The 22,228-nt window shown below is 69.9% G+C and carries 13 protein-coding genes, 1 tRNA gene, 1 pseudogene and 1 CRISPR repeat array; of the genes and pseudogenes, 5 read left to right on the forward strand and 10 right to left on the reverse strand.

The genetic code is table 11. The features are described 5' to 3' along the window. Positions 1-39: 39 nt before the first annotated feature. A complete protein-coding gene (locus ACSJJR_RS02150) occupies positions 40-3,924 on the reverse strand; it encodes a multifunctional oxoglutarate decarboxylase/oxoglutarate dehydrogenase thiamine pyrophosphate-binding subunit/dihydrolipoyllysine-residue succinyltransferase subunit (RefSeq protein ID WP_435941881.1) in 3,885 nt (1,294 codons plus the stop codon). Positions 3,925-4,291: 367 nt separating this feature from the next. Between ACSJJR_RS02150 and ACSJJR_RS02155 the strand changes: the two genes are divergently transcribed. The 5 genes and pseudogenes from ACSJJR_RS02155 to ACSJJR_RS02175 all read left to right on the forward strand — a co-directional run. Then, positions 4,292-5,620, forward strand: a complete 1,329-nt coding sequence (locus tag ACSJJR_RS02155) for a hemolysin family protein (RefSeq protein ID WP_435941882.1) — start codon at positions 4,292-4,294, stop codon at positions 5,618-5,620. Then, positions 5,617-6,684, forward strand: a complete 1,068-nt coding sequence (locus ACSJJR_RS02160; protein WP_435941883.1) for a hemolysin family protein — start codon at positions 5,617-5,619, stop codon at positions 6,682-6,684. Before ACSJJR_RS02155 ends, ACSJJR_RS02160 begins: the two co-directional genes overlap by 4 nt. A 104-nt stretch (positions 6,685-6,788) precedes the next feature. Then, the gene (locus ACSJJR_RS02165; RefSeq protein WP_435941884.1) at positions 6,789-7,802 is read left to right on the forward strand and encodes a M23 family metallopeptidase; all 1,014 of its coding nucleotides are present in this window, start codon (positions 6,789-6,791) and stop codon (positions 7,800-7,802) included. A 24-nt stretch (positions 7,803-7,826) separates the two neighbouring features. Beyond that, positions 7,827-8,636, forward strand: a complete 810-nt coding sequence (locus ACSJJR_RS02170; protein WP_435941885.1) for a glycerophosphodiester phosphodiesterase — start codon at positions 7,827-7,829, stop codon at positions 8,634-8,636. Positions 8,637-8,776: 140 nt separating this feature from the next. Then, a pseudogene (locus tag ACSJJR_RS02175) lies at positions 8,777-9,037 on the forward strand (carboxylesterase family protein); the annotation flags it as partial. A 171-nt stretch (positions 9,038-9,208) separates the two neighbouring features. On the opposite strand, the gene ACSJJR_RS02180 reads toward ACSJJR_RS02175, so the two are convergent. From ACSJJR_RS02180 to cas3, 9 genes are all read right to left on the reverse strand, one after another. Beyond that, positions 9,209-9,284, reverse strand: a tRNA-Arg gene (locus ACSJJR_RS02180). 913 nt (positions 9,285-10,197) lie between these two features. Beyond that, a CRISPR array of direct repeats spans positions 10,198-12,974; the repeat unit is 28 nt; unit sequence GGATCATCCCCGCTTGCGCGGGGGAAAC. A gap of 56 nt (positions 12,975-13,030) precedes the next feature. Then, positions 13,031-13,417, reverse strand: a complete 387-nt coding sequence (gene cas2e, locus ACSJJR_RS02185; protein ID WP_435941886.1) for a type I-E CRISPR-associated endoribonuclease Cas2e — start codon at positions 13,415-13,417, stop codon at positions 13,031-13,033. Beyond that, a complete protein-coding gene (gene cas1e, locus ACSJJR_RS02190) occupies positions 13,417-14,352 on the reverse strand; it encodes a type I-E CRISPR-associated endonuclease Cas1e (protein ID WP_435941887.1) in 936 nt (311 codons plus the stop codon). The genes cas2e and cas1e overlap by 1 nt, the downstream gene beginning before the upstream one ends. A gap of 10 nt (positions 14,353-14,362) precedes the next feature. Continuing rightward, on the reverse strand, positions 14,363-15,052 hold the full coding sequence (gene cas6e, locus ACSJJR_RS02195) for a type I-E CRISPR-associated protein Cas6/Cse3/CasE (protein WP_435941888.1): 690 nt from the start codon (positions 15,050-15,052) through the stop codon (positions 14,363-14,365). Beyond that, the gene (cas5e, locus tag ACSJJR_RS02200; protein WP_435941889.1) at positions 15,043-15,774 is read right to left on the reverse strand and encodes a type I-E CRISPR-associated protein Cas5/CasD; all 732 of its coding nucleotides are present in this window, start codon (positions 15,772-15,774) and stop codon (positions 15,043-15,045) included. The genes cas6e and cas5e overlap by 10 nt, the downstream gene beginning before the upstream one ends. After that, entirely contained in the window at positions 15,771-16,901 is a 1,131-nt protein-coding gene (gene cas7e / locus ACSJJR_RS02205; RefSeq protein ID WP_435941890.1) for a type I-E CRISPR-associated protein Cas7/Cse4/CasC, read from the reverse strand. Before cas7e ends, cas5e begins: the two co-directional genes overlap by 4 nt. 2 nt (positions 16,902-16,903) lie before the next feature. Then, on the reverse strand, positions 16,904-17,596 hold the full coding sequence (gene casB / locus ACSJJR_RS02210; RefSeq protein WP_435941891.1) for a type I-E CRISPR-associated protein Cse2/CasB: 693 nt from the start codon (positions 17,594-17,596) through the stop codon (positions 16,904-16,906). Beyond that, complete coding sequence (casA, locus tag ACSJJR_RS02215; RefSeq protein ID WP_435941892.1) at positions 17,593-19,251, reverse strand: type I-E CRISPR-associated protein Cse1/CasA; 1,659 nt, start codon at positions 19,249-19,251, stop codon at positions 17,593-17,595. Before casA ends, casB begins: the two co-directional genes overlap by 4 nt. After that, positions 19,248-22,202 (reverse strand): CRISPR-associated helicase Cas3', encoded by a 2,955-nt coding sequence (gene cas3 / locus ACSJJR_RS02220; RefSeq protein WP_435941893.1) that lies wholly within the window; start codon positions 22,200-22,202, stop codon positions 19,248-19,250. The genes casA and cas3 overlap by 4 nt, the downstream gene beginning before the upstream one ends. Between the last annotated feature and the right edge of the window lie 26 nt (positions 22,203-22,228).

The raw sequence follows: 22,228 nt of genomic DNA on the forward strand, positions 1-22,228 counted from the left end.
CCTGGGCCGCTCCTCCTGTCCGCTCCAGCCGTCGCGCCGTCAGCGGGCGAAGGCCGCGGCGAGCAGCGCCTCCTGCTGGTGACGGTAGGCCCCCAGGGAGCCCAGGGCCGGGGAGGCCGAGGCCGCAGGCGACACCAGGCGCAGGCCGCGTCCGCCGAGCGCTCCACCGGGCAGGCTCAGACGCAGGTGCGGCCACACCCCCTGGTTCTCGGGCTCGTCCTGCACCCAGACGAGCTCGGCGCCGTCGAAGGGCGACAGCGCCCGCTCCAGCTCCGCCACGGGCAGCGGGTAGAGCTGCTCGAGTCGGATGACCGCCGTCCGGGTGTCCCCGAGGCGGCGGCGCTCGGCCTCGAGCGCGTAGCAGGCCCGCCCCGAGCACAGCAGCACCCGGTCCACACCCACGCCGCGGGTCACGGCCGGGTCCTTGTCCGCGATGACCGGGACGAAGGAGCCCGTGGTGAGGTCCTCCACCCGGCTCGTCGCGGCCGGCAGGCGCAGCAGCTGCTTGGGGGTGAACACGATGAGGGGGCGGCGCGGGCGCTGGTAGGCCTGCTCGCGCAGCAGGTGGACGTGGTTGGCAGGCGTCGAGGGCATGGCCACGCGCATGTTGTCCTGCGCGCACATCTGCAGGTAGCGCTCCACCCGGGCCGAGGAGTGGTCCGGACCCTGCCCCTCCTGGCCGTGGGGCAGGAGCATGACGAGGCCGGAGCGCTGCCCCCACTTCTGGGCCGCCGAGGTCACGTACTCGTCGATGACGCACTGCGCGCCGTTGGCGAAGTCGCCGAACTGCGCCTCCCACAGCGTCAGTCCCTCGGGCCGCTCCACCGAGTAGCCGTACTCGAAGGCCAGTGCCGCGTACTCGCTCAGCAGTGAGTCGTAGATCTCGAAGCGGGCCTGGTCCGGGGTGAGGAAGGACAGGGGCGTCCACTCCGCGCCCGAGGACTGGTCATGCAGGACCGCGTGGCGCTGGGCGAAGGTCGCCCTGCGGGCGTCCTCGCCCACGAGACGCACCGGCACGCCCTCCATGAGCAGAGAGCCGAGGGCGATGAGCTCGCCCAGCCCCCAGTCGATCCCGCCCTCGCGCGTGGCCCTGCGGCGCCTGTCCAGCATCGCGCGCAGCTTGGGGTGCAGGTCGAAGCCCGGCGGGACGGCCGTCTGGGAGTCACCCACCCGCTCGACCACCTCGCGTGCCACCGCGCTCGTCCAGCCGATCATCATGCCGGCACCCGCCCGCTGGGCGGCGGGGACCTCCAGGTGGGCGCGCTCGACCCCCACCGCCGTCGGGTCCGTGAGGGAGACCGAGGCCGCCTCCTCCTCGGCCCGCGTGGCCGCCTCCCCGCCGCGCGCCGCCCGCGTCTCGGTGAAGATCCGCTCAAGCTCGTGCTGGAAGCCGCGCTCCAGGGCCTGCGCGTCCTCGGCGGAGATGTCCCCACGGCCCACGAGGGCGCGGACGTACACCGCCCGGGTCGAGGGCAGGGAGTCGATGAGCCGGTACATCACCGGCTGGGTCATCGAGGGGTCGTCACCCTCGTTGTGCCCCCGGCGGCGGTAGCAGATGAGGTCGATGATGACGTCCTTGTGGAAGGCCGCCCGGTACTCGTAGGCCCGCCGGGCGGCCCGTGCCACCGTCTCAGGGTCGTCCGCGTTGACGTGGAAGATCGGGACCTGCAGGCCCTTGGCGAGGTCTGTCGCGTAGGTGGTCGAGCGGGCTGAGGCGGCCCCGGTGGTGAAGCCGATCTGGTTGTTGACGACGACGTGGACCGTGCCGCCCGTGCGGTAGGCGGGAAGCTGGCTCATGTTGAGCGTCTCGTAGACCACGCCCTGGCCGGCGAAGGCGGCGTCGCCGTGCACGAGCACCGGCATGACTGTGTAACCGTGCTCGCCGAGGCCGATGCGGTCCTGCTTGGCGCGCACGATGCCCTCGACGACGCCGTCCACCGTCTCCAGGTGGGAGGGGTTGGCGGCCAGGGACACCCGGGTGGTGACACCGTCGGTGCCCGTGAACACTCCCGCAGTGCCTAGGTGGTACTTGACGTCGCCCGTTGAGGCGCCCTCGATGATGCTGTTGCCGTCGAACTCGTCGAAGACCTGACCGTAGGACTTGCCAGCGATGTTAGTCAGGACGTTGAGGCGGCCCCGGTGGGCCATGCCGATGACGACCTCGTCCAGGCCGTCGTGGGCCGCGTGGTCGAGCAAGCGGTCGAGAAGCACGATGAGGGACTCCCCGCCCTCGAGGCTGAAGCGCTTCTGGCCCACGTACTTGGTCTGCAGGAAGGTCTCGAAGGCCTCGGCCTGCTGGAGCTTGGCCAGGATGCGGCGGCGCTCGTCCCCGCTGACCTCGGTCCACCCGTTCTCCAGGCGCTCCTGCCACCAGTGGCGCTGCGCCGGGTCCTGGATGTGCATGTACCCCAGGCCCACCGTGCGGCAGTAGGCCTCGCGCAGCCGGTTGAGGATCTCCCTCAGCGTGGCCCGCTCGGTGCCGCCCAGCCCGTCGGTGGGGAAGGTGCGGTCCAGGTCCCACAGCGTCAGGCCGTAGGTGGCCGGGTCGAGGTCCGGGTGGCGGCGCGAGCGGTAGGCCAGCGGGTCCGTGTCCGCCGCGAGGTGCCCGCGCTGGCGGAAGGCGTGGATGAGCTGGGCCACGCGCGCCGGCTTGCCGGTCTCGACCTCGGGGTCGTAGTCGGCGTCCTGCTCCCAGCGGATGGGGGCGTGCGGCACCCGCAGCGACTCGAAGGCGCGCTCCCAGAAGCCGTCGAGACCCAGGAGCTTGGTCTCCAGCAGCCGCAGGAACTCGCCCGACACCGCGCCCTGGATGACCCGGTGGTCGTAGGTGGAGGTCAGGGTCAGGACCTTGCCGATCCCGTGGCGGGCCAGCGTCTCCTGGCTGGCGCCGGCATAGGCCGCGGGGAGGGCCAGTGAGCCGACGCCGATGATGGCTCCCTGGCCCGGCATGAGCCGTGGGACGGAGTGCAGCGTGCCGAGGGTGCCCGGGTTCGTCAGGGTCAGGGTCGTGCCGGTCATGTCCTCAACCGTGAGGGAGCCCTCGCGCGAGCGGCGCACGACGTCGTCGGCGGCCGCGACGAAGCCCGCCAGGTCCAGCAGGTCCGCCTGCCGGACACAGGGCACGAGCAGGCGGCGTGCGCCACCCGGTGCGGCAACGTCCACTGCCAGGCCCAGGCCCACGTGAGCGGGCTGGGCGAGCAGGGGACGGCCGGCCTCGTCGGTGCTGTAGGCCGCGTTCATGGCGGGCATCTCCACCAGGGCCTCAACCACGGCCCACCCGATGAGGTGGGTGAAGGAGACACGACCCCCGCGGGTGCGTGCCAGGTGGGTGTTGATGACAGCCCGGTTCTCGATGAGGACCTTGGCGGGCACGGCGCGTGCGGAGGTCGCTGTCGGGACTGACAGGGACTCCTCCATGTTCCTGGCGGTGCGTGCCGCAGCCCCCTTCAGGCGTGTGCCCACACCGGCCTCGGCGGGCTCCCCGAGGGGGTGGGGGTGCCCCTGCCGGGAGTGGTGCGCGTAGGGGGAGGTCGGAGGGGTGACGCCGGAGGGCGGGGCTGGGGGCAGGTCGGAGCGGGTGACGTCCTGGACGGTACTGCCCGTCCGGGCCGGGGAGGCGCTGGAGGCCGTGGCGGCCTGCTCGTCCAGCTCGGGCCACTGGACCGGCTCCGCCCACTGGAGCGCGTGTGCCCACTGTGCCGGCCCGGGACGCTGCCCACCTGCGGGGGAGGTGGAGGCCTCTGGGGAGCCAGTGACGGTGGGTGCGGCGCCTGCCCGGGGCTCGGCCTCGAAAAGCGCTCGCCACTGCTCGGAGACCGAGGACGGGTCCTTGAGCCAGGCGTCGCGCTTGTCCTCGACCACCCACTCGTTGGGGCCGAAGCGCAAGGCGGTCCCGGCCCCGCCCGTGCGGCTTGATGCGCTCACGTCCCCAGAATGGCCGTCATGGGTCGTCACAGTGGGTCCCTCCTCATTGCGGTGGCACTGCGGGCCCGCGGCGGGCCTGGTGGCCCGTCACGTGCACTGGACCAGCATGGTAGTAGGACCTTGGGCCTGTGTCTGGCTGATGGGCTACCCCTGGATGCCCCTGTGGGTGCCGGGCGCGCCCGCGGCGAGGAGCCAGGGGGCGTCTGACCCCGGGTGGTAGCGTGCGCTCCACTATGCGACGACACTCCCGCCGGGCCCGTAGGCGCACCGCCTGCGCGAGCGCCCAGCCCGCAGAGCCCGATAGTCCCCACCTCGCGACCGCCCGACGTGCCCGCACCGCGCTCGCGGCCCCGAGCCGGGAGGCAGCGTGAGCGACTGGGGCATGATCCTGGTCGGCGTCCTCTTGACCGCCGGCACCGCCGTCTTCGTCGCCGGCGAGTTCAGCCTCGTCGCCCTCGACCCCTCCACCGTCGAGACCCGCGCCGTCGCCGGGGAACGCCGCGCCGAGACGGTCCGCAGGGCCATGTCGCGGCTGTCCACGCTGCTCAGCGGCGCGCAGGTCGGCATCACCCTCACCACCATCCTGCTCGGCTACACGATGCAGGACGCGCTGGCAACGCTCCTCACGCGCCTCATGGGCGCCTGGATGGCGCAGTCCCTGGCAACCGGGGTGGCCGTCGTCGCCGCCCTCGTCATCGTCAACGCCTTCTCCATGGTGTTCGGCGAGCTCATCCCCAAGAACGCGACCCTGGCCGACCCCCTGCGGGCCGCCGGCCTCGTCACCCCGCTGCTCATGGCCTTCTCCACCGTCCTGGGACCCCTGGTCACGGTCCTCAACGACACGGCCAACGCCGTGCTGCACCGCATGGGCATCGAGCCCTCCGAGGAGATCAGCGGCACCCGGTCCTCCAGCGAGCTCGCCGCCCTTGTGCGCCACAGCGCCGAGGAGGGCACACTCGACGTCTCCACCGCGACCCTGCTGACCCGGTCCATCGGCGTGGGAGAGCTCACCGCCGTTGACGTCATGACGGACCGCGGCCGCCTGCACACCCTCGACGCGGGCGACACCGCCGACGCCGTCGTCGCCCTGGCCCGCACCACCGGGCACTCGCGCTTCCCCGTCACCGGTGAGGATGTTGACGACGTGCTCGGCGTCGTCCACCTGCGGCGTGTCATCGCCGTGCCCTACGAGCGGCGCAGCGCCGTCAGGGTCTCCTCGAGCTCCCTCATGACCCCCGTGCCGCGCGTGCCCGAGACCATGCCGCTGGCCAGCCTGCTGGTCGAGCTGCGTGCTGCCGGCAGCCAGATGGCCCTCGTCGTTGACGAGTACGGTGGCACCGCCGGCGTCGTCACCCTGGAGGACGCCGTCGAGGAGATCGTCGGGGACGTCGCCGACGAGCACGACCGCCGCCGGGGCGGAGCCCACCGCGACGCCTCCGGCAACTGGCTTGTGCCTGGGTGGATGCGCCCTGACGAGCTGGCCAGCACCGCGGGCCTGCACGTGCCCGACGACGGCCCCTACGAGACCCTCGGCGGCCTGGTCATGTCCGAGCTCGGCCGTGTCCCCGCCATCGGGGACCAGGTGAGCACGCCGCGTGCCCTGATGACCGTCGTGGCCATGGAGGGCCGACGCGTGACCCGGTTGCGCGTGACCCCTGTGCCCGAGGCCGACGACGAGCAGGGGGCGAGCCGGTGAGCATCCCCGTCGCCCTGCTCGTCACCGTCCTGCTGCTGGCGGGCAACGCCTTCTTCGTCGGTGCCGAGTTCGCCGTGACCTCCGCGCGCCGCGCCCAGCTCGAGCCCCTGGCTGAGGCAGGGGACTCGAGCGCGCGCACCGCCCTGTGGACGCTGGAGCACGTGTCCCGGATGCTTGCCACCGCCCAGCTCGGCGTGACCCTGTGCTCCACCGGCCTGGGCGTCGTCGCCGAGCCGGCCATCGCCCACCTCGTCCAGCCGCTGCTCGAGCGCGTGGGTGCCGGGGCGGCGGGCGCCCACGCGCTCGCCGTGCTCATTGCCCTGGTCCTGGTCGTCTATGTCCACGTCGTCCTCGGCGAGATGGTGCCCAAGAACATGTCGATCTCCGCGCCCGAGACCGCGGTGCGCCTGCTCGCCCCGCCGCTCGTGTGGGTCTCAAGGCTCTTCGGCCCCGTCATCACCGTCCTCAACGGCTTCGCCGGCTGGGTGCTGGGCCTCTTCGGCGTCGAGACGAAGGAGGAGGTCTCCGCGACCTTCAACGCCGCCGAGGTCGCCTCCATCGTCGAGCGCTCCACGGCCGAGGGGGTCCTCGAGGACGACACGGGCCTGCTCACAGGCGCCCTGGAGTTCTCCGAGGAGACCGCCGCCACCGTCATGATCCTGCCGGAGGACCTCGTCACGCTGCCCGTCGGCTGCTCGCCCGCCGACGTCGAGCACGCCGTCACCGTCACCGGCTACTCGCGCTTCCCGGTCGCGGCCGAGGACGGCGAGGTCCGCGGCTACCTGCACCTCAAGGACGTGCTCTACGCCGAGGACGAGGAGCGCGAGCAGCCCGTGCCGTCGTGGTTGGAGCGGGCGATGGTCCCCGTGCGCCCCGAGGACGAGGTGGAGGAGGTCCTCGTCGCCATGCAGCGCAGTGGGGCGCACCTGGGCAGGGTCGAGGACCCAGGAGGCAGGCTGCTGGGGGTCGTCTTCCTTGAGGACATCCTCGAGGAGCTCGTCGGAGAGGTCAACGACGCCATGCAGCGTGAGGAGTACCTGCGCCGCGAGCTCGGGCAGTCCTGACAGCGGACACCCACAGCTGCGGCACGGTGGCGCCAGAGCGCTGTGAGGCCGCCGTGTGAGCCCCGTCCTGGCGCGCTCCTGCGGGCGGGGCTATCGTCCCTCGGGTGACCGCGCAGCCCATGACCCGCCGCGAGAGGCGAGAGGCGGAACGAGCCGCCGCCCGTGCTGGCGCTGCACGCCTGCGTGAGGACGGCACCGCCGAGGTGCCAGAGCCTCTTGCCGCCCCCGCCGGCACGGTCACCGTCCCCGTCGCCGCCGAGGCCCACCGCCGCCACCGCCCGCAGCCACGCCGGCACGAGGGCGGGCCGCTGGGTGCCGTCGCACGCGCTTGCGTCCTCGCGGTCCTCGCCGCTGTCACCGTCCTGGCGCCCCTGTCCGACTACCTCGGCGTGCCCGCCGCCGTCGGGGTCACGAGCGCCGTCACTGCCAGGGGCGAGGGCACCGCCGGACCTGCCCCCGCCACCACCCCCGCCGCCACCTCGGTGGCCGCCGCGGTCCTGGGCTCAGACGCCGACGTTGACTCCACCACCGACGCCCCGTTGTCCAACGTGCCGGACGCCTCCACCCTGGCCCGCATCCGAGAGGCCCGCCAGAACGCCGCCGTCACCTGCGCGCCCCAGCCCTCGGGCGCCTCCGGGGACACCACGGCCTTCAACACCGTCCCCCACCTGTTCAACCCCATGGTCGCGGGCACGTACACGGTCTCCTCCGAGTACGGCTACCGCATCCACCCGACCCTGGGCTACCTCAAGCTCCACGCCGGCCAGGACTACTCCGCCGCCGTCGGCACACCCATCTACGCCGTGGCCGCGGGGACCGTCACCACCGCCGGGATGGTCGGCTCCACCGGTACCGTCACGATCCGGCACGAGATCGACGGCGAGGTCTGGTACACCTCCTACCTGCACATGTACGCCGACGGCATCTATGTCCAGCGGGGCGAGACCGTCACGGCGGGCCAGCTCATCGCCGGCGTCGGCTCCACCGGCTACTCCACGGGACCGCACCTGCACTTCGAGGTGCGCACCGCGGACGACTCCTCCGACGAGACCACCGTCAACCCGGCGGCCTGGCTCGTCGAGCACCACGCCATCGACCTGACCACCGACTGCTCCTGAGGCAGCCGCAGACCGGAGGTAACCATGAGCTCACCTCAGCCCGGGCACGCCGGCACCCGCCACGACGGGTGGGACGGCACCACTGGCCCCGCACGCCGGTGCCAGGTCATCGCCCACCGCGGTGGAGCGGCTGAGGCGCCAGAGAACACGTGGAGCGCCGTCGAACACGTCGCCCGGCTCAGGCTCCAGTGGATGGAGACGGACCTTCGGGCCACCCGCGACGGCGTCGTCGTCCTCGCCCATGACCCGGACCTGGCACGCACCGCTGGGGACCCTCGCGCCATCGCCGACCTCAGCTGGGAGGAGCTGGCCCGGCTCGACGCCGGCGACGGGCGTGCACCCGTGCGCCTGGACGAGGTGCTCAGCGCCCACCCGGACCTGTGCCTCAACGTTGACCTCAAGGACTCCGCCGTCGTGCAGGGCGCGATCCAGGTGGTGCGCGCCGCCGACGCCCTGGAGCGTGTGCGCTTCGCCTCCTTCTCCGGGCGCCGTCTGGCGGTCCTGAGACGGCAGGAGCCTCGTGCCCGCACCTCCCTGGGGGTGAGCGACGTCGTCGGCCTCATGGTCAGCGCCGAGACCGGTTTCAGCCTGCCGCGCACCCGGTGGAGCTGGTCGCAGGAGCGCTCGCGCACCGACGCCGTGCAGGTGCCCGTCGCCTACCACGGCGTGCCCGTCGTCACCGAGCGTTTCGTCGCCGCCAGCCACCGGGCCGGGCTCGAGGTCCACGTGTGGACCATCGACGACCCCGCCCAGATGCGGCGCCTGGCCGCCATGCACGTGGACGCCGTCGTCACCGACGTGCCGAGCCTTGCCCTGGAGGTCCTGGGCCGCTGAGGGCGGGGCCCGGGGCCGCCCGGGGAGGGGTCGGGTCCTGCGGTGGTCCGGGGACGGGCCGGGATGCTCGCGCGCGGCGGTCTCCGCCCTCGTCCTGGCCCGGACCGTTATCCTGCGACCCCGGCCTCAGAGGAACCCCCATGATCCTGCGCAACGTCAGCACCACCGAGCACGTGGCCACCACCCCCATCGCCGTGCCCACCGAGGACACCGCCCGTGTCGAGACGGCCGCAGGGGCGGTCCGGGGCCTGTGGCGGGAGATCGTCTCCCACCCCGAGCGCAGCGGGCCTGAGCCCCGCTACAGCCGCTCCGCCGCCTTCCACGCCATCCCCTACGCCGAGGAGCCCACGGGGGAGCGGCGCTTCATGGCGCCCGTGCGGCGTGGCCCCTGGGCGGCGGAGCGCGAGGCCCTGCTGCCGGGGACGACCCCGCAGCGCGGCTTGATCTTCGACGACCCCGCCATCCCGGGGCCAGCAGGGGTGACCTGGGATCAGCAGCAGGGCCGCCCGGGAGTCAGTAGCAGGGCCGCCCGTCGCCACAGCGGTGTGCTGCTACGAGCGGGCGGCCCTCGTTGGTGCCCCGGACAGGATTCGAACCTGCGACCTTCTGCTCCGGAGGCAGACGCTCTATCCACTGAGCTACCGGGGCCCGGGGCGGGACTCTACCAGCGTCGGGGCGCAGGTTGCCAATACGGGGCGGCTGGCTGATCACGGGTGTGCGGGCATGCCTTGACGACAGCGAGAGTGACGACGGCGTCGTGGTTGGCATGCCGGCGCGTCCGGGACGCGTTGCTCGGTGAGTGCGACGGTGGCGGGCTGAGCGCCGTTGTCCGAGGCGGCGGCACGCCCTGGGCGTCAAGGGGCTTGAGCGGAGAACACGCCACGCCCTCGCTGACGCTCAGCTCGAGCCGGAGGGCAGCATCGTCACGGAAACTCGTTGGGACGTGCTCCTGCCCAAGGCGGAGGCGCGCGCCGATCACGGCCATGGGCTCATTCCTGTGAGGCGCGAAGGCGGCGACGTGTCTGTTGCCCACTAACGCCACGCGTCCCGGTGCGGGCCGATTGCGTACGCGGTCCTTGCCTGCTGTGTCACAGGTATGCCTGTGAGCGTGTCCTCGCGAGCAGCTGCCTGATAGCCGGTCTGCACTGGCGCACTGCACGAGGACCATTCCGGCCTCGTGTCGGCAGCGCCGGGTCGGGCGGCTGGGTGTTGCCGTTGCACCGTGGACACACGCGGTTGGTGGCGGGGGAGGGACTTCTACGCACCCCGCGACAAGACGGCGTCTGAATGAGGGGACGTTCTACTGCCTTCTCGGTGTCGTCTCCGCTGGCGCGGGAAGACGGGGCGTACCCGATTCACTCGCGGTACAATGACTGGGCAGGACGTAACCTCTGCGAGCCCTGACATAATGGGCCGTCTGAAAGCGGGGGCTCGCGTCCTGCACTTATGTGTGGTCCAGATCGATCTGGTTCATCGACGAACCGTCGAAGACCCACAGGCTTGGGCCATCCCCGCTGTGCGGGGAAACCACACAGACGGACGAGTCTCATGGCGCGTCTGCGGATCATCCACGCTCGCGCGGGGGAAACTTCTCGGCCCGGGCGACCGCCTCACGCAGGTCGGGATCATCCCCGCTTGCGCGGGGGAAACTCGGTGGCGCGGGCGGTGTCGGCCAGGAAGGTGGGATCATCCCCGCTTGCGCGGGGGAAACGCGGACACGCCAGTGTTACCGTCGTCCGCGCTGGGATCATCCCCGCTTGCGCGGGGGAAACGCGGACACGCCAGTGTTACCGTCGTCCGCGCTGGGATCATCCCCGCTTGCGCGGGGGAAACCGCGTGCCGCCGGGCGCGGCGCAGGAGATCGAGGGATCATCCCCGCTTGCGCGGAGGAAACGTCCATGTTTCGCGACCCTGCGCCAGCCACCCAGGATCATCCCCGCTTGCGCGGGGGAAACCTCGCGTTGTCGGCTGTGATGACGATGTTCCACGGATCATCCCCGCTTGCGCGGGGGAAACAGGTTTCTTTACGCGGACACGGACTCAATGCATCGGATCATCCCCGCTTGCGCGGGGGAAACCTCATGGAGAATGTCGCCAACTGCCCGACGCCGGGATCATCCCCGCTTGCGCGGGGGAAACTCGTAATTCCGCGTCTTAAGATTTGTGATCTCAGGATCATCCCCGCTTGCGCGGGGGAAACTAATTGCAGGCGCGAACTTGCTCACACTGATAAGGATCATCCCCGCTTGCGCGGGGGAAACTGATTCGTGCGGGAGTTGGTTTTCCCGTTAACGGGATCATCCCCGCTTGCGCGGGGGAAACCTTATTGCGAGCCTCCCTCCCCTGCCAGAGGGCGGATCATCCCCGCTTGCGCGGGGGAAACAACAATAGCCGGAGCAGTCAGAGACGCCACTGCGGATCATCCCCGCTTGCGCGGGGGAAACTTCCCCAGATTAGTCAGTGCTGTGTTTTGCGAGGGATCATCCCCGCTTGCGCGGGGGAAACACGACGGTCCAGTCCTTGTCGGGGACCTGGACGGGATCATCCCCGCTTGCGCGGGGGAAACGGGCGGGGGTCGAGCGTGGGGACGATCTCGGTGGGATCATCCCCGCTTGCGCGGGGGAAACCTGTCCGGGTTCTTCACCCTCATCCGGGGCCTGGGATCATCCCCGCTTGCGCGGGGGAAACGCCTCGGCCTCGGTGGTGGTCATTGCCTGCTCCGGATCATCCCCGCTTGCGCGGGGGAAACTTGTTTCCATTACGGCGATGCCGAGTTGGGTAGGGATCATCCCCGCTTGCGCGGGGGAAACTAACTCAGACTTGTAGCGACGCAGGTAGATAAAGGATCATCCCCGCTTGCGCGGGGGAAACGCAGCCTGGGCAGAAATATTCGCGCTACCAATAGGATCATCCCCGCTTGCGCGGGGGAAACCTGACGACACTAGGGTGTGGGCCTGGGGTATTGGGATCATCCCCGCTTGCGCGGGGGAAACCCCCTGGGGACAATGGTGTTATTGAGGTCACAAGGATCATCCCCGCTTGCGCGGGGGAAACCGCGACATGATTTGGGAGAATCCTCTCGCTGAGGGATCATCCCCGCTTGCGCGGGGGAAACTCACGCAGGTCGTTGACCTGGTCCCGCAACTCGGGATCATCCCCGCTTGCGCGGGGGAAACGTGACCGTGCCCTCCCACACGCCGACGTCGGGCGGATCATCCCCGCTTGCGCGGGGGAAACTGCGTTGAGCACCCGGTCGGTCGTCTTGAGGATGGGATCATCCCCGCTTGCGCGGGGGAAACTTGGCCGCGAACGGCAGGTGTTCGCCTACTGCGGGATCATCCCCGCTTGCGCGGGGGAAACTGCCCCGCCGGCCACCGCCACGACACGGGCGAGGGATCATCCCCGCTTGCGCGGGGGAAACGCGGTGACGGTGACACTCCCCGGCGGGGAGTACGGATCATCCCCGCTTGCGCGGGGGAAACCTCCTTGTGTGACCTACGTCACGTCAGATCGGGGGATCATCCCCGCTTGCGCGGGGGAAACAGGGGGGTGACTCCCGGGGTGTCCCGGGGGCGGGGATCATCCCCGCTTGCGCGGGGGAAACTGCCCCGCCGGCCACCGCCACGACACGGGCGAGGGATCATCCCCGCTTGCGCGGGGGAAACCGGCCGGCACGGAGAGCGAGCCTGTAGCGCAAGGGATCATCCCCGCTTGCGCGGGGGAAACTCATTCAACTTATTGAGTGCGTAGGTATACTCAAGGATCATCCCCGCTTGCGCGGGGGAAACTACCGATGTGAAGCCACCGCCGCCAATGGCGTAGGATCATCCCCGCTTGCGCGGGGGAAACCCGACCAAGTTTATTGTGTACGGTAATCAAATGGGATCATCCCCGCTTGCGCGGGGGAAACCCGTCAACAGCCTGGCCCCCGGGGACAACGGTGGGATCATCCCCGCTTGCGCGGGGGAAACTTTTCCACGTCAGGGTGCCTGACCTGAATAACCGGATCATCCCCGCTTGCGCGGGGGAAACCTTGCGACTAATTATTTCCTGCATCACCACTCAAGGATCATCCCCGCTTGCGCGGGGGAAACGTGATCTGATTTCCGACAGCGCGTCCACGACTAGGATCATCCCCGCTTGCGCGGGGGAAACGGCGCCCGGGTGTGATAGAGCGCCTGGACACCAGGATCATCCCCGCTTGCGCGGGGGAAACCTATATTCGTGCAAACATTCATGCTACCTTGCAGGATCATCCCCGCTTGCGCGGGGGAAACCGCTAAACTCGCGTCTTGACGCCTGCGAGAGAAGGATCATCCCCGCTTGCGCGGGGGAAACACTTGGAGATCGTTGGTGTCCCCACTGCGTCGTGACCTACGTGTGACCTTCTGCCTTCACTGCGAACCTAGCGTACGCTCCGCGTAACTGCGGTAGCGACGTCGGCGTGCCGCGATCGACCAGGACTCCTTCGGCGCCTTGACAGCGCCGGGCACGGCGGTGGAGCCCTCGATCTGACGGTAGGGCGTTCTCATGACGAGACAGCCCTCGACGTCGACGGGTTCACGGTCGTGACCGAGTGACGCCACCGCGTAACGCTGCTCTGAGCGCGTCGACCACACGAGCAGAGCCCGCCCGTCCCCGATGTACGCGCGTACCAGCTCCCACAGCTGTTCACGCACTCGTGCCGACAGGTGGCCGACGAACACGCCCGGCGACACCTCCATGAGCCAGCGCGTGAGTGCGCCGCGCAAGGAGGCCGGAGCGGCGGACAGCACGATCACTACCACGCACCGGCCTCCTCGGCGTAGTTGGCTCCTCCGGCGACCGCCCGCCGCTGGTAGTCCCACAGCGAGACCACATTGACGCTCAGATCGTCGGACTCGTCAACCTTCAACAACTGATGGATATCCTTCACGGACCGCTCGATGACCCTCAGATCGAACACCCTGTCGCGAACGCGACGACGCGTGGTCCCAGCGAGATCGGCCATGCCCTCCGCGACGACGTCGAAGGCGATCGGAATGGTCGTGTCCGCCTTGTACAGGTCAGCGACGTCGTACACGAAGGAACGCTCGTGACCGGTGTGGACGAACCCGAGTCCCGGCGAGCAGCCCAAAGCGACGATGACCCCGTGGACGATCCCGTACAGGGCCGCGTGCGCCGCGGAGAGTGCCTGGTTGATGGGATCGGAGTCCTCGAAACTGTCGGGCCTGTAGTCCCGTCGGGTCCACGGCACCCCGGTTCTGCGCGAGTTCTCGCGGTAGACCTCTCGCACGCGCGCTCCCTCGCGTCCGCGCAGCTGCTGCATGGTGAGCCCGTCGACGTCCTCGCCGTGAAAGCGCATGCAGTACATCTCGCGGGCTACTCCCAACCGCTTCTGCGGCGATGAGACACGCGCGGCCTGCTCAACGAGCAGACGCGTCGAGGTGGCCAGGGAACGCCCGTGCGCGTAGTAGCGCACCCCGCGTTCGCCCACCCACACGGCCGTCGTCCCACACTCGCCCAGCAGGCATATCGCCTGATGACTCACCGACGTGCCCGGGCCGAGGAACACGGCGACCAAGGACGCCGCCGGTACCCGGACAGTGCCCTGGTCGTTGCGTGCCGTGAGCGCCCCGTCCTCGCGGTGTACCACACAGTGCTCCAGGTAGAGAAACGACATCCGGTCCTCTACCCGCGGCAGCGCGGTGACCGGTACCGGCGGCATACGTGCCATGGCGCCTCTCTCAGTTCTGCCGAGTTCTCGCCAGGGTCATGAGACCGCACCCGTAGGCCTTGGACCGGCCGATCCCGGCCACAAGCGAATGCCGGAGAGTGGCCGCGTCCGTCACCCGCAGGATCCCCTCATACACGGTCTGGTTGATCGTCACGCGATCACGCTGCTCACGTTGAGGGTTGTCCCGACCGAAGACCGGCCGGGCACGTCGGACGACGGTGAGCGACGGCTCTGAAGACTCCGGCTCACTGCCGGAACCGACGGGTTCCAGACTGAACCCGAGCCTCGGTGCCCGGTCGAGGAGCCACTGCCGCTGCTGCGCCACGGTGACGTGCCCGCTGCGCTTGCCTCGCACCCCCGGTCCCTGGGAGATCGCCCGGGATGGGTTGGCGGTCAGCCTGAACCCCCATGTCTGGCCGTTGGCTAGCTGAGCCAGGAAGGGTTCATAGTCCAAAGTCCGCGCCGCGCCGCCGGCAACGCCTGCCTCCTCGAGGATCTGAGCGCAGTTGGGCTCCGTCGGCGAGAGCACGTACAGCGCCGTCGTCTGCCCCCGGCCAACACGCCACAGGACACGTCCGGGGCCATCGGACTCGTCGCCCCCTGTCGCCTTGAGGACGACGGCGTGCATGACCTGCGGCGAGCCCAGGTACTTGCGCGCCAGCCGTCTACTCGGGTCGAGAAACACACGTGTCAGGAACACTGGTACGCCTCCTCCACCACATCCATGGGGTCGTGACAGTCCTCCCGCGTACTCTGAGATGCCGGTCCTACGCCCACCATGCGTCGTTCGACGTTGCGGAACCCGTAGTCGCGTCTACGGGGGTCATACGACACCGGAACGTCCCGGATGCCGTAGGAGTCGCCGCGCGCGTCAACGGCAACGGACTCCTGGTCGATGAGGATCTCGGCCTGGAACTGCCCGGTGGTGTGGTGCCGCTTGCGGAACCACCTGGACGCTTGCCACGGCTCGGCGCTCAGGGCTTCAAGGAGGCCCGTCTCGCGCAGCCCGAGGGAGATCGGGTGCGTGGGCGGGCAGGATCGTCTGCCGAGATAGAGAGGGAACGCCGGGTGGCGCAGGGCCTCACTGAGTCCGGCCAACAGCCCTGCCTCGCCCTCGACCCCGGCGAGGAAGACGGCGTCTGCAAGGTAGTAGCGGTTCGACAGGGGCATGGGGTCCTTGCCGTCGAGCGTCCGTGCCGTGTGGAAGTCACGGATGACGGTGCCCGGCTGGTCCTTGCGGACCCCGAATCGGAGGGACAGCAGATCCTCGATCGGGTCGGTCCGGCGTCGGCCAACCGCAGCGGCGAGCATGCCGATGACCCCGCTCTTCGAGGGCGCCGACTCGGTGCGTCGCTCTGTGAACCGCGACTGCACGCCCCACGCCTGCATCGGCCCTGCGAGCCGCAGCAGCAGGACCGTCATGAATCCTGCCCCTCGGCGTCGACGAGAGGTGCCACCGCGTCGTGCACGCGACCCACGAGCTCCGTGAAGGAGACGCGCTCGCCGAGCGCCGCGACGGCGTCGGAGTCGTTCAAGGAGACGACGAGGCGTGCGAGGGGGTGGAGCCCGTAGTTGTCCTCGATGGTCCTGGAGTACGCGGACAGGGCGTCAACGGACGCGCCGAGATAGCCGCTGGTATCGCTTGCGCGCACGGGCCTCTCGAAGGCGCCGACCAGGGAGACCGGCTGGTCGTCGCGCACCGAGACGACGATGGCCTCCGGCAGAGTGCGGTTGGCGAAGGTGTTCTGCTTGCCGGTCGGCATGGACAGGCAGAAGCCCTCGATGAAGACCTCCAGCGCGTGCAGCGCCGCAGCGCCGCCGCCCAGGTTCTCCGCCAGCATGTCGAGGTTGATCGTCGCGTAGCGGTACATCGTGGCCGAGGAGAACTCGACGGTGCCCATCATGCCCGCACCGGCGTCCTCCTCCTCGGAGCGGTTCTTCTCATCGTCCACAGCGGTGAAGAAGTCGTACTCGTTCTCCGCGGCGTGGGTGGAGATGGCGTGCGCGACCTGGCAGGCGGCATCGACGTTGAGGTCTGCGTCGTCTGCCACCATCCGGCCGAACAGGGCGATGTCGACCGAGTGGGTCTCCTTGAAGATCTTCTTCACCTGCTTGGCATCAAGAGCCTCCCCGCTGCGGGACGAACCGACGGCGAGGTCGGCCAGGCGGTCGATCTGGCTCGCGGACAGGAAGAGGAGGTAGCCGGACTCCTGGGGCGCGTCCTTCTTGCCGCGAGGAGCAGAGAGCTTGATCTTGGCGGCCTTGAAGACGTCCTCAGCCAGCGCGACCGCGGACTCAGAGAGCTCGGGGGACTTCTGCGCAATTCGTGACGCGAGCGTCTCGACGACCCGCTTGGTTCGCACCCCGAGCTCGGAGGCATCGAGACGGTCGTTGAAGTACAGGCGGGTCGCCCGCTTCCAGGACTGGCTGGACACCCGCAGACGCCGCACTCCGCCGTACTGGGCGGACTTGGGTGAGCCTGAGTCGTCGCGGTTGACGCAGGACGGCGGGACGGACTGGATGACGTGGATGTCGACGTAGGTGCTCATGGTCAGTTCTCCGAGGTAGGTGCGGACGGGGATGAGGAGGAGTCTGAGGACGCGTCGGAGGCGTCCGGTCGTGTGGAGAGGAAGGCGTACTGGCGTGACCAGCGCAGGCGGACGTTCTTGGCTCCGCCGGGACGCTGAAAGGCGACGAGATCGTCGGCGAGCATGGCGTAGTCAAGGGCGATCTTCTTCGACCGCAGCTGGGAGACGAGGCTGCGCAGGTGGCTGCGGAGCTCTGAGAGAGTCGTGGACGTGACCAGGGCGTTGAACCGTGCTCTGGCGGAAGGGTTCTCCTCCTTCGCAGGACCGATGAGCTCACGTGCGGCATGACCGATCCCGCGCCCCGAGACGCACATGGGTTCCGTCCGGGACTGCTGGTGGACCGCGTACAGCGTCATGGCGGTGTGGACGGCCCACTCCTCACGTGTCGGCTCGTCGCCCGCTCCGTCTGTTCCCGGAACCGACGTGAGGTGCCAGATCTCAGGGTTCTGGCCAGGGGTCTTGGTGACGGCAGCCCGGAGAGCCGCCATCTCAGCCCTGCCCGAGGACTCGTCCGGGTACCTGTTCTGGAGCCCGCGAGGGCCGAGAATCCGGTTCTCGACCAGGCGACCGGCGTCTCCTAGCCGTCGTGGGTTGCGGGGCGCAGACGGCTGTCGCTCCTCGTGTCCAGAGGAGCCGGTGGGGTCCGGCATCGTCATGCGACTGTCCTTTCTTGTGTGCTGGTGAGGGAAGAGGGCTGCTCAGGTGCGGGGACGGCCTTGTTGAGGGCTCGGGTGAAGAAGAACAGGGCCTTGCTCACATCCATCCGGTCGGCTCCGTCGCCGCGTCCTGCGAAGGCCGTGTCCGGGACCTGTGAGGTCAGAGTTCTTTGTTGCCCGTGTGCCTCGCGGCGAAGCAGCCTGCGCCACTCGTCACGGGCGGCATCCGGGTCCGCACCGTCGAGGGAGGCGAGCCATCGGGGGAACTGCTCGTCAATGACCTGGAAGAAGGCGGCGCCCGCGTGATCGCGAGCTGCTGCCGCGGTGTTGGGGCTGCCACCACTGGCCCGGTCCAGGTTCGCTGCAAGGTTGCGCAGCGCCGACGCCGTCTGCTCAGCCTCCTCCATGGCGTCCTTGACCACCGTGACGAGGCGCTTGCTGTCGGGATCGAGGAGGCCTGCGGGCAGAGACAGGGCGTCATCAACGAGCTCGGTGATGACGGCTTCCTGGGCGCCGTACTCGATTCCGGTGGCGTGCACGGGCAGCAGGCCCGACTTGGGTACCAGTCGACGGCGCATGAGCTCCTGGTAGAAGGCGACGACGCCGGGCGGCCGGAAGCGCGTGACGTCCCCGGCGTGCTTGACCGGAACCGATGGGCTCATCTGGGCGACCAGCGACGACAACCCACGCCAGAAGGCGCGGTCGGTCTCCAGCTTGCGCGGCATGTACACGGTGCCGCCATGCTTCTTCGTCTGGGGCTCGGAGTAGCGCCAGGCAGTCATCGGCTCAACGAGGTACCGGTTCTGCGGTGTCGCCTTGTCCCCGTTGCCGAGGAAAAGGGCAGTGACGCGGGCGTCGTCGCCGTGGAGAAGCGCACGACGTGTCTGCCACGTGTAGCACGAGACGGGGCCGGTCGGCTGCACGGAAGTTGAGCCGGCAGGACCATCGGGCTCCCGTTCCCACGGGGCGAGGTCATGCGTCGGGTCGACCTCGATGAGCCCCGGCGTGACGGCACACACCACCGTGTTGAGCAGGAGCGTGCGCTCCAGGCTGTCGTCGTTGGTCGTGATGACGCCGATCTGCCCCGCCCAGCCCGGACCGATGGGATAGCCCTTGCCGCCCTTGACCTGCGGGTCGCCCACGGCACCCGAGCGGATACCGGAAGGATCGAAGGCGTGGACGTGGACGAGCCACCGGGCAGCCTCTGCCCAGCCGATGGACTCCACGCCGGCGCCGATGCGGGTGGTGAAGAACGGGTTCCCGTTGGGGACGTCGGCGATAAGCGACTCGAGGCCTGAGGTCTTACCGGAGGCGGCGTGAATCCCCGCCACCTGGAAGAAGGGACGCTGGGGGTCGCGCAGGTCGAAGCGGTCGCGGAAGCGCTCGAGGTAGGCGCAGGCCTCCGTCCCCAGCTTCCCCGGCGTCTGCCAGTACTCCCTCCACGTGGCCAGGTCCGGCGGGCCGTCCATGGTCCGGTGACAGATCGCCAGGAGGAGCCGGAGGATGGCGACGTCCTGGCTGGCGATCTCCCCGTGGATCCCCTCGATGTCAGCTGCCTCGCGGAACAGGGTCAGCAGGGAGACCTCGTCGGCCTCGCCGTCCAGGCGGGTCACCCGGATCCAGGGCTCGTCCAGAAGGTTGAAGTGTTGGCTCATGCTGATGGGACCTCCTTGAGACCGGTGGATGGGGAGTACTCGAGAACGACGCCTGCGAGCTCGGCGCGCCCCTCCTCCAGGACGAGGAAGAGCTGCCCGGCGAGCTCGCGATCACTCTGCCAGGCGGGTACGACATGAATTTCGAGCTGAGTGATGACCTCGTCGATCCTGCTTGGGTTCGTCAGCCGCGGGGGCAGCCGTACGGCAGACATCGCCATGGCGCGCACGACCTTCCCATCGGGGACGCGGTCGACGGGGATGATCGCGCCGGGAGCCCCAGGGGCGTTGGGCAGCGTCCGCAGCTCCTCCTGCCCGCCGACGCGGCGGCGTTCAACGAGGATGACCTCCAGCGAGTCCTCGCCGTCGCGCACCTGCGCGCGCCCCTTCTCCTCGTCGTCGGAGGCTGCCGTGTGCAGCCAGCCCACGAGCGAGGTCTCATCGCCCGCACGGCCGGGCGGTTCGAGGAGGAATCCCTTGGCGGCGGTCCGCTTCTCTTCCGCCGCCTCCTCTGCCTTGCGGTGGGCTGCGGCGAGCACCTCCCGCCACGCCTCGGGGATGACGCCCTCACCGCCGTACACGGCCTCGATGAGCCCGTGGACGTCGTCCGGCGTCGTCACCGTGCCCGTGCCTGCGATGACCCGGTCGAGGACGGCCGCGCTGCGCAGCATGTCCTCCTCCCCGTAGATCGTTTTGGCGCCCGGTTCCAGGCTGGGCGCGGCTGAGTGGACGGACGGCAACCAGTCGACGTAGCAGACCGGATCCGTCAACCGTGCCGGGCGAGGGCGCCCGTGACGGTGCAGGCGCCCCAGGCGCTGAATGACGAGATCGACCGGGGCGAGGTCCGTCACCAGCAGGTCGAAGTCGATGTCGAGGGACTGCTCCACCACCTGCGTGGCGACGACGATGGCGCGGTGCGGGCGCCGTGGGTGCGAGCGCGGCGGACCGAAGCGCCTGAGAAGGTCCGCGTCCTTGGCCTGCCGGTCGCCAATGGTGAACCGCGCGTGGTTGAGGCTCACCTCCTCGCCGAAGACCTCACGCAGCGCCTCGTAGGTCTCCTGCGCCCGGCGGACCGTGTTGCGCACGACGAGCGCGCAGCCGCCGTCGGCCAGCCGTTCCTGCAGCAGCGGCAGCAGGTCCTCCTTACCCAGCCGCGCCAGCCGGGCCGTCGAACGACGTCCCGCCGAGGTGGTGGGCATGACCTCGGTGCGCCCGCGACCCACGGCGACGAGGCAGGGGAAGGGCGTGCGGACGGGCTCGGGTGCCGGTGTCACCGGCACCGGCGCTCCCGCGCCCAGACGCAGCCCCCGGCGGTAGGCGTCCACCATCGCCGAGCACCGGGCCTCGGAGAGCGTCGCCGACAGGAGGATGACGGGCACGCCGTAGGCGGCGAGCCAGGTGAGCGCCCGGTCCAGGTAGACGTTCATGTAGGTGGAGTAGGAGTGCACCTCGTCGACGATGACGACCTTGCGTGAGAGCCCCAGGTGGCGCAGGGCCAGGTGCGGGGAGCGCATGGCCCCGAAGAGGAGGTGGTCGATGGTCGTCACCACGAAGTCGGAGAGCATCGACTTCTTGCGCCCGCTGAACCAGGCGAGGATTGCCACGTCGGCGCGACGGGAGGCCTCCTGCGCGGTCGCGTGGCGCACGCGGGCCGCGTCCTCGTCACGGCCGACGTCGGTCGGCCGGGGGAGGCTCCCCTCGTCAGCCTCACCGCCCAGGGAACCGAGGAGCCGGTCATGGATCTCCCAGCCCGTGCGGCGCAGCCGGCGCGCCTCCTCGTTGAGCCGGGCACGGCCGTGCTGGAGGCTGACGGCGAAGGCTGAGGGGGCGCCGTCGCAGGCGTAGGCCTCCTCGATCCTCTCGAGCCAGCCGAGGCTGCGGTGGAACATGGCGTCCGTCGTCGCCTGGGTCGGCAGGGCGAAGAGCACGCCGGAGCGACCGCTTCGCGCAGCCAGGACCTCCGCGGCGAGATTGGCCGCCTCGGTCTTACCTCCGCCGGTGGAGTCCTCAATGATGAGCAGCCCCGGCAGCTCCATGGTGCGGGCGGCCTCGACGGCGCGGCTCTGGACCTCGGTGGCGCGCGAGCCCTCGGGCAGGGTGAAGCGCGAGGCGAGCAGGGTGTCGGCCTCGTTGCCGTCGTCGCGGGGGCGCCACGGTTCGGGAATCTCCAGGCGGGTGATGCCCTGAGCGGCGCGGCGCGCGTGGGCGGCCTCGGGAAGGAGGTCGAGCCCGACGTCGTCGAGGTGGACGAGGGGGAAGTAGTCCTCGCAGGAGGCGATCCAGTCGGCGACGATGACGAGGCCGGACATCTCGACGAGGAAGGGCTGTGACCACTCCCGCTGTGACCAGTGGGGCAGGAGGGGCGTGGCGCCGGTCCGCTCGGTGATGAGGTCCAGCAGCTCGCCGCGGGTCGCGGCCCAGTCGTCCTCGCCGACAAGGTGCTCACGGCCGTAGAGCTCGTTGAGGGCCTCAGCGGTCGGTGGGATGCCGTGGTGGGCTCCGACGACGGAGGCCAGGGCCTCGGCGGGCTCATACTGCCATCCGTGATCGTCGGTGAGCCAGTCGCACAGGACCTGCTGCCCTGCGAGCGAGTGATGGGCCTTGCGCCGCTCCTTCGGGTCGATCGGCGGGTGCCTCAGCCCCGCCTCACGCATCTTGTCGTCGAGCTCGGGAACCTGCACGCTGAAGGCCGGAGTGCACTTTCCGATGTCGTGCACGCCCGCCAGCCAAGACGCCAGGAGGCAGAACTCGTCGGTGGGGGACAGGCCGGAGGCGGATCCTGCGAGCTCGCGCTCGATGAGGTCGCTGATGGTGGGGGCAAGCCACGTGCGTGCCAGGTGGTCGGCGATCTCAGCGGCGTCGAGCAGGTGCAGCCACAGTGGCAACCAGCGGCGGCGCTGCGGGTCGTAGCCGGACTTCGCCCAGACGGACGCCGCCCGTGGGGACAGGAGCATGGGAAGGGTCTCCTTCGTTGGAGATG

It is taken from the genome of Actinomyces sp. W5033 (assembly GCF_051303165.1).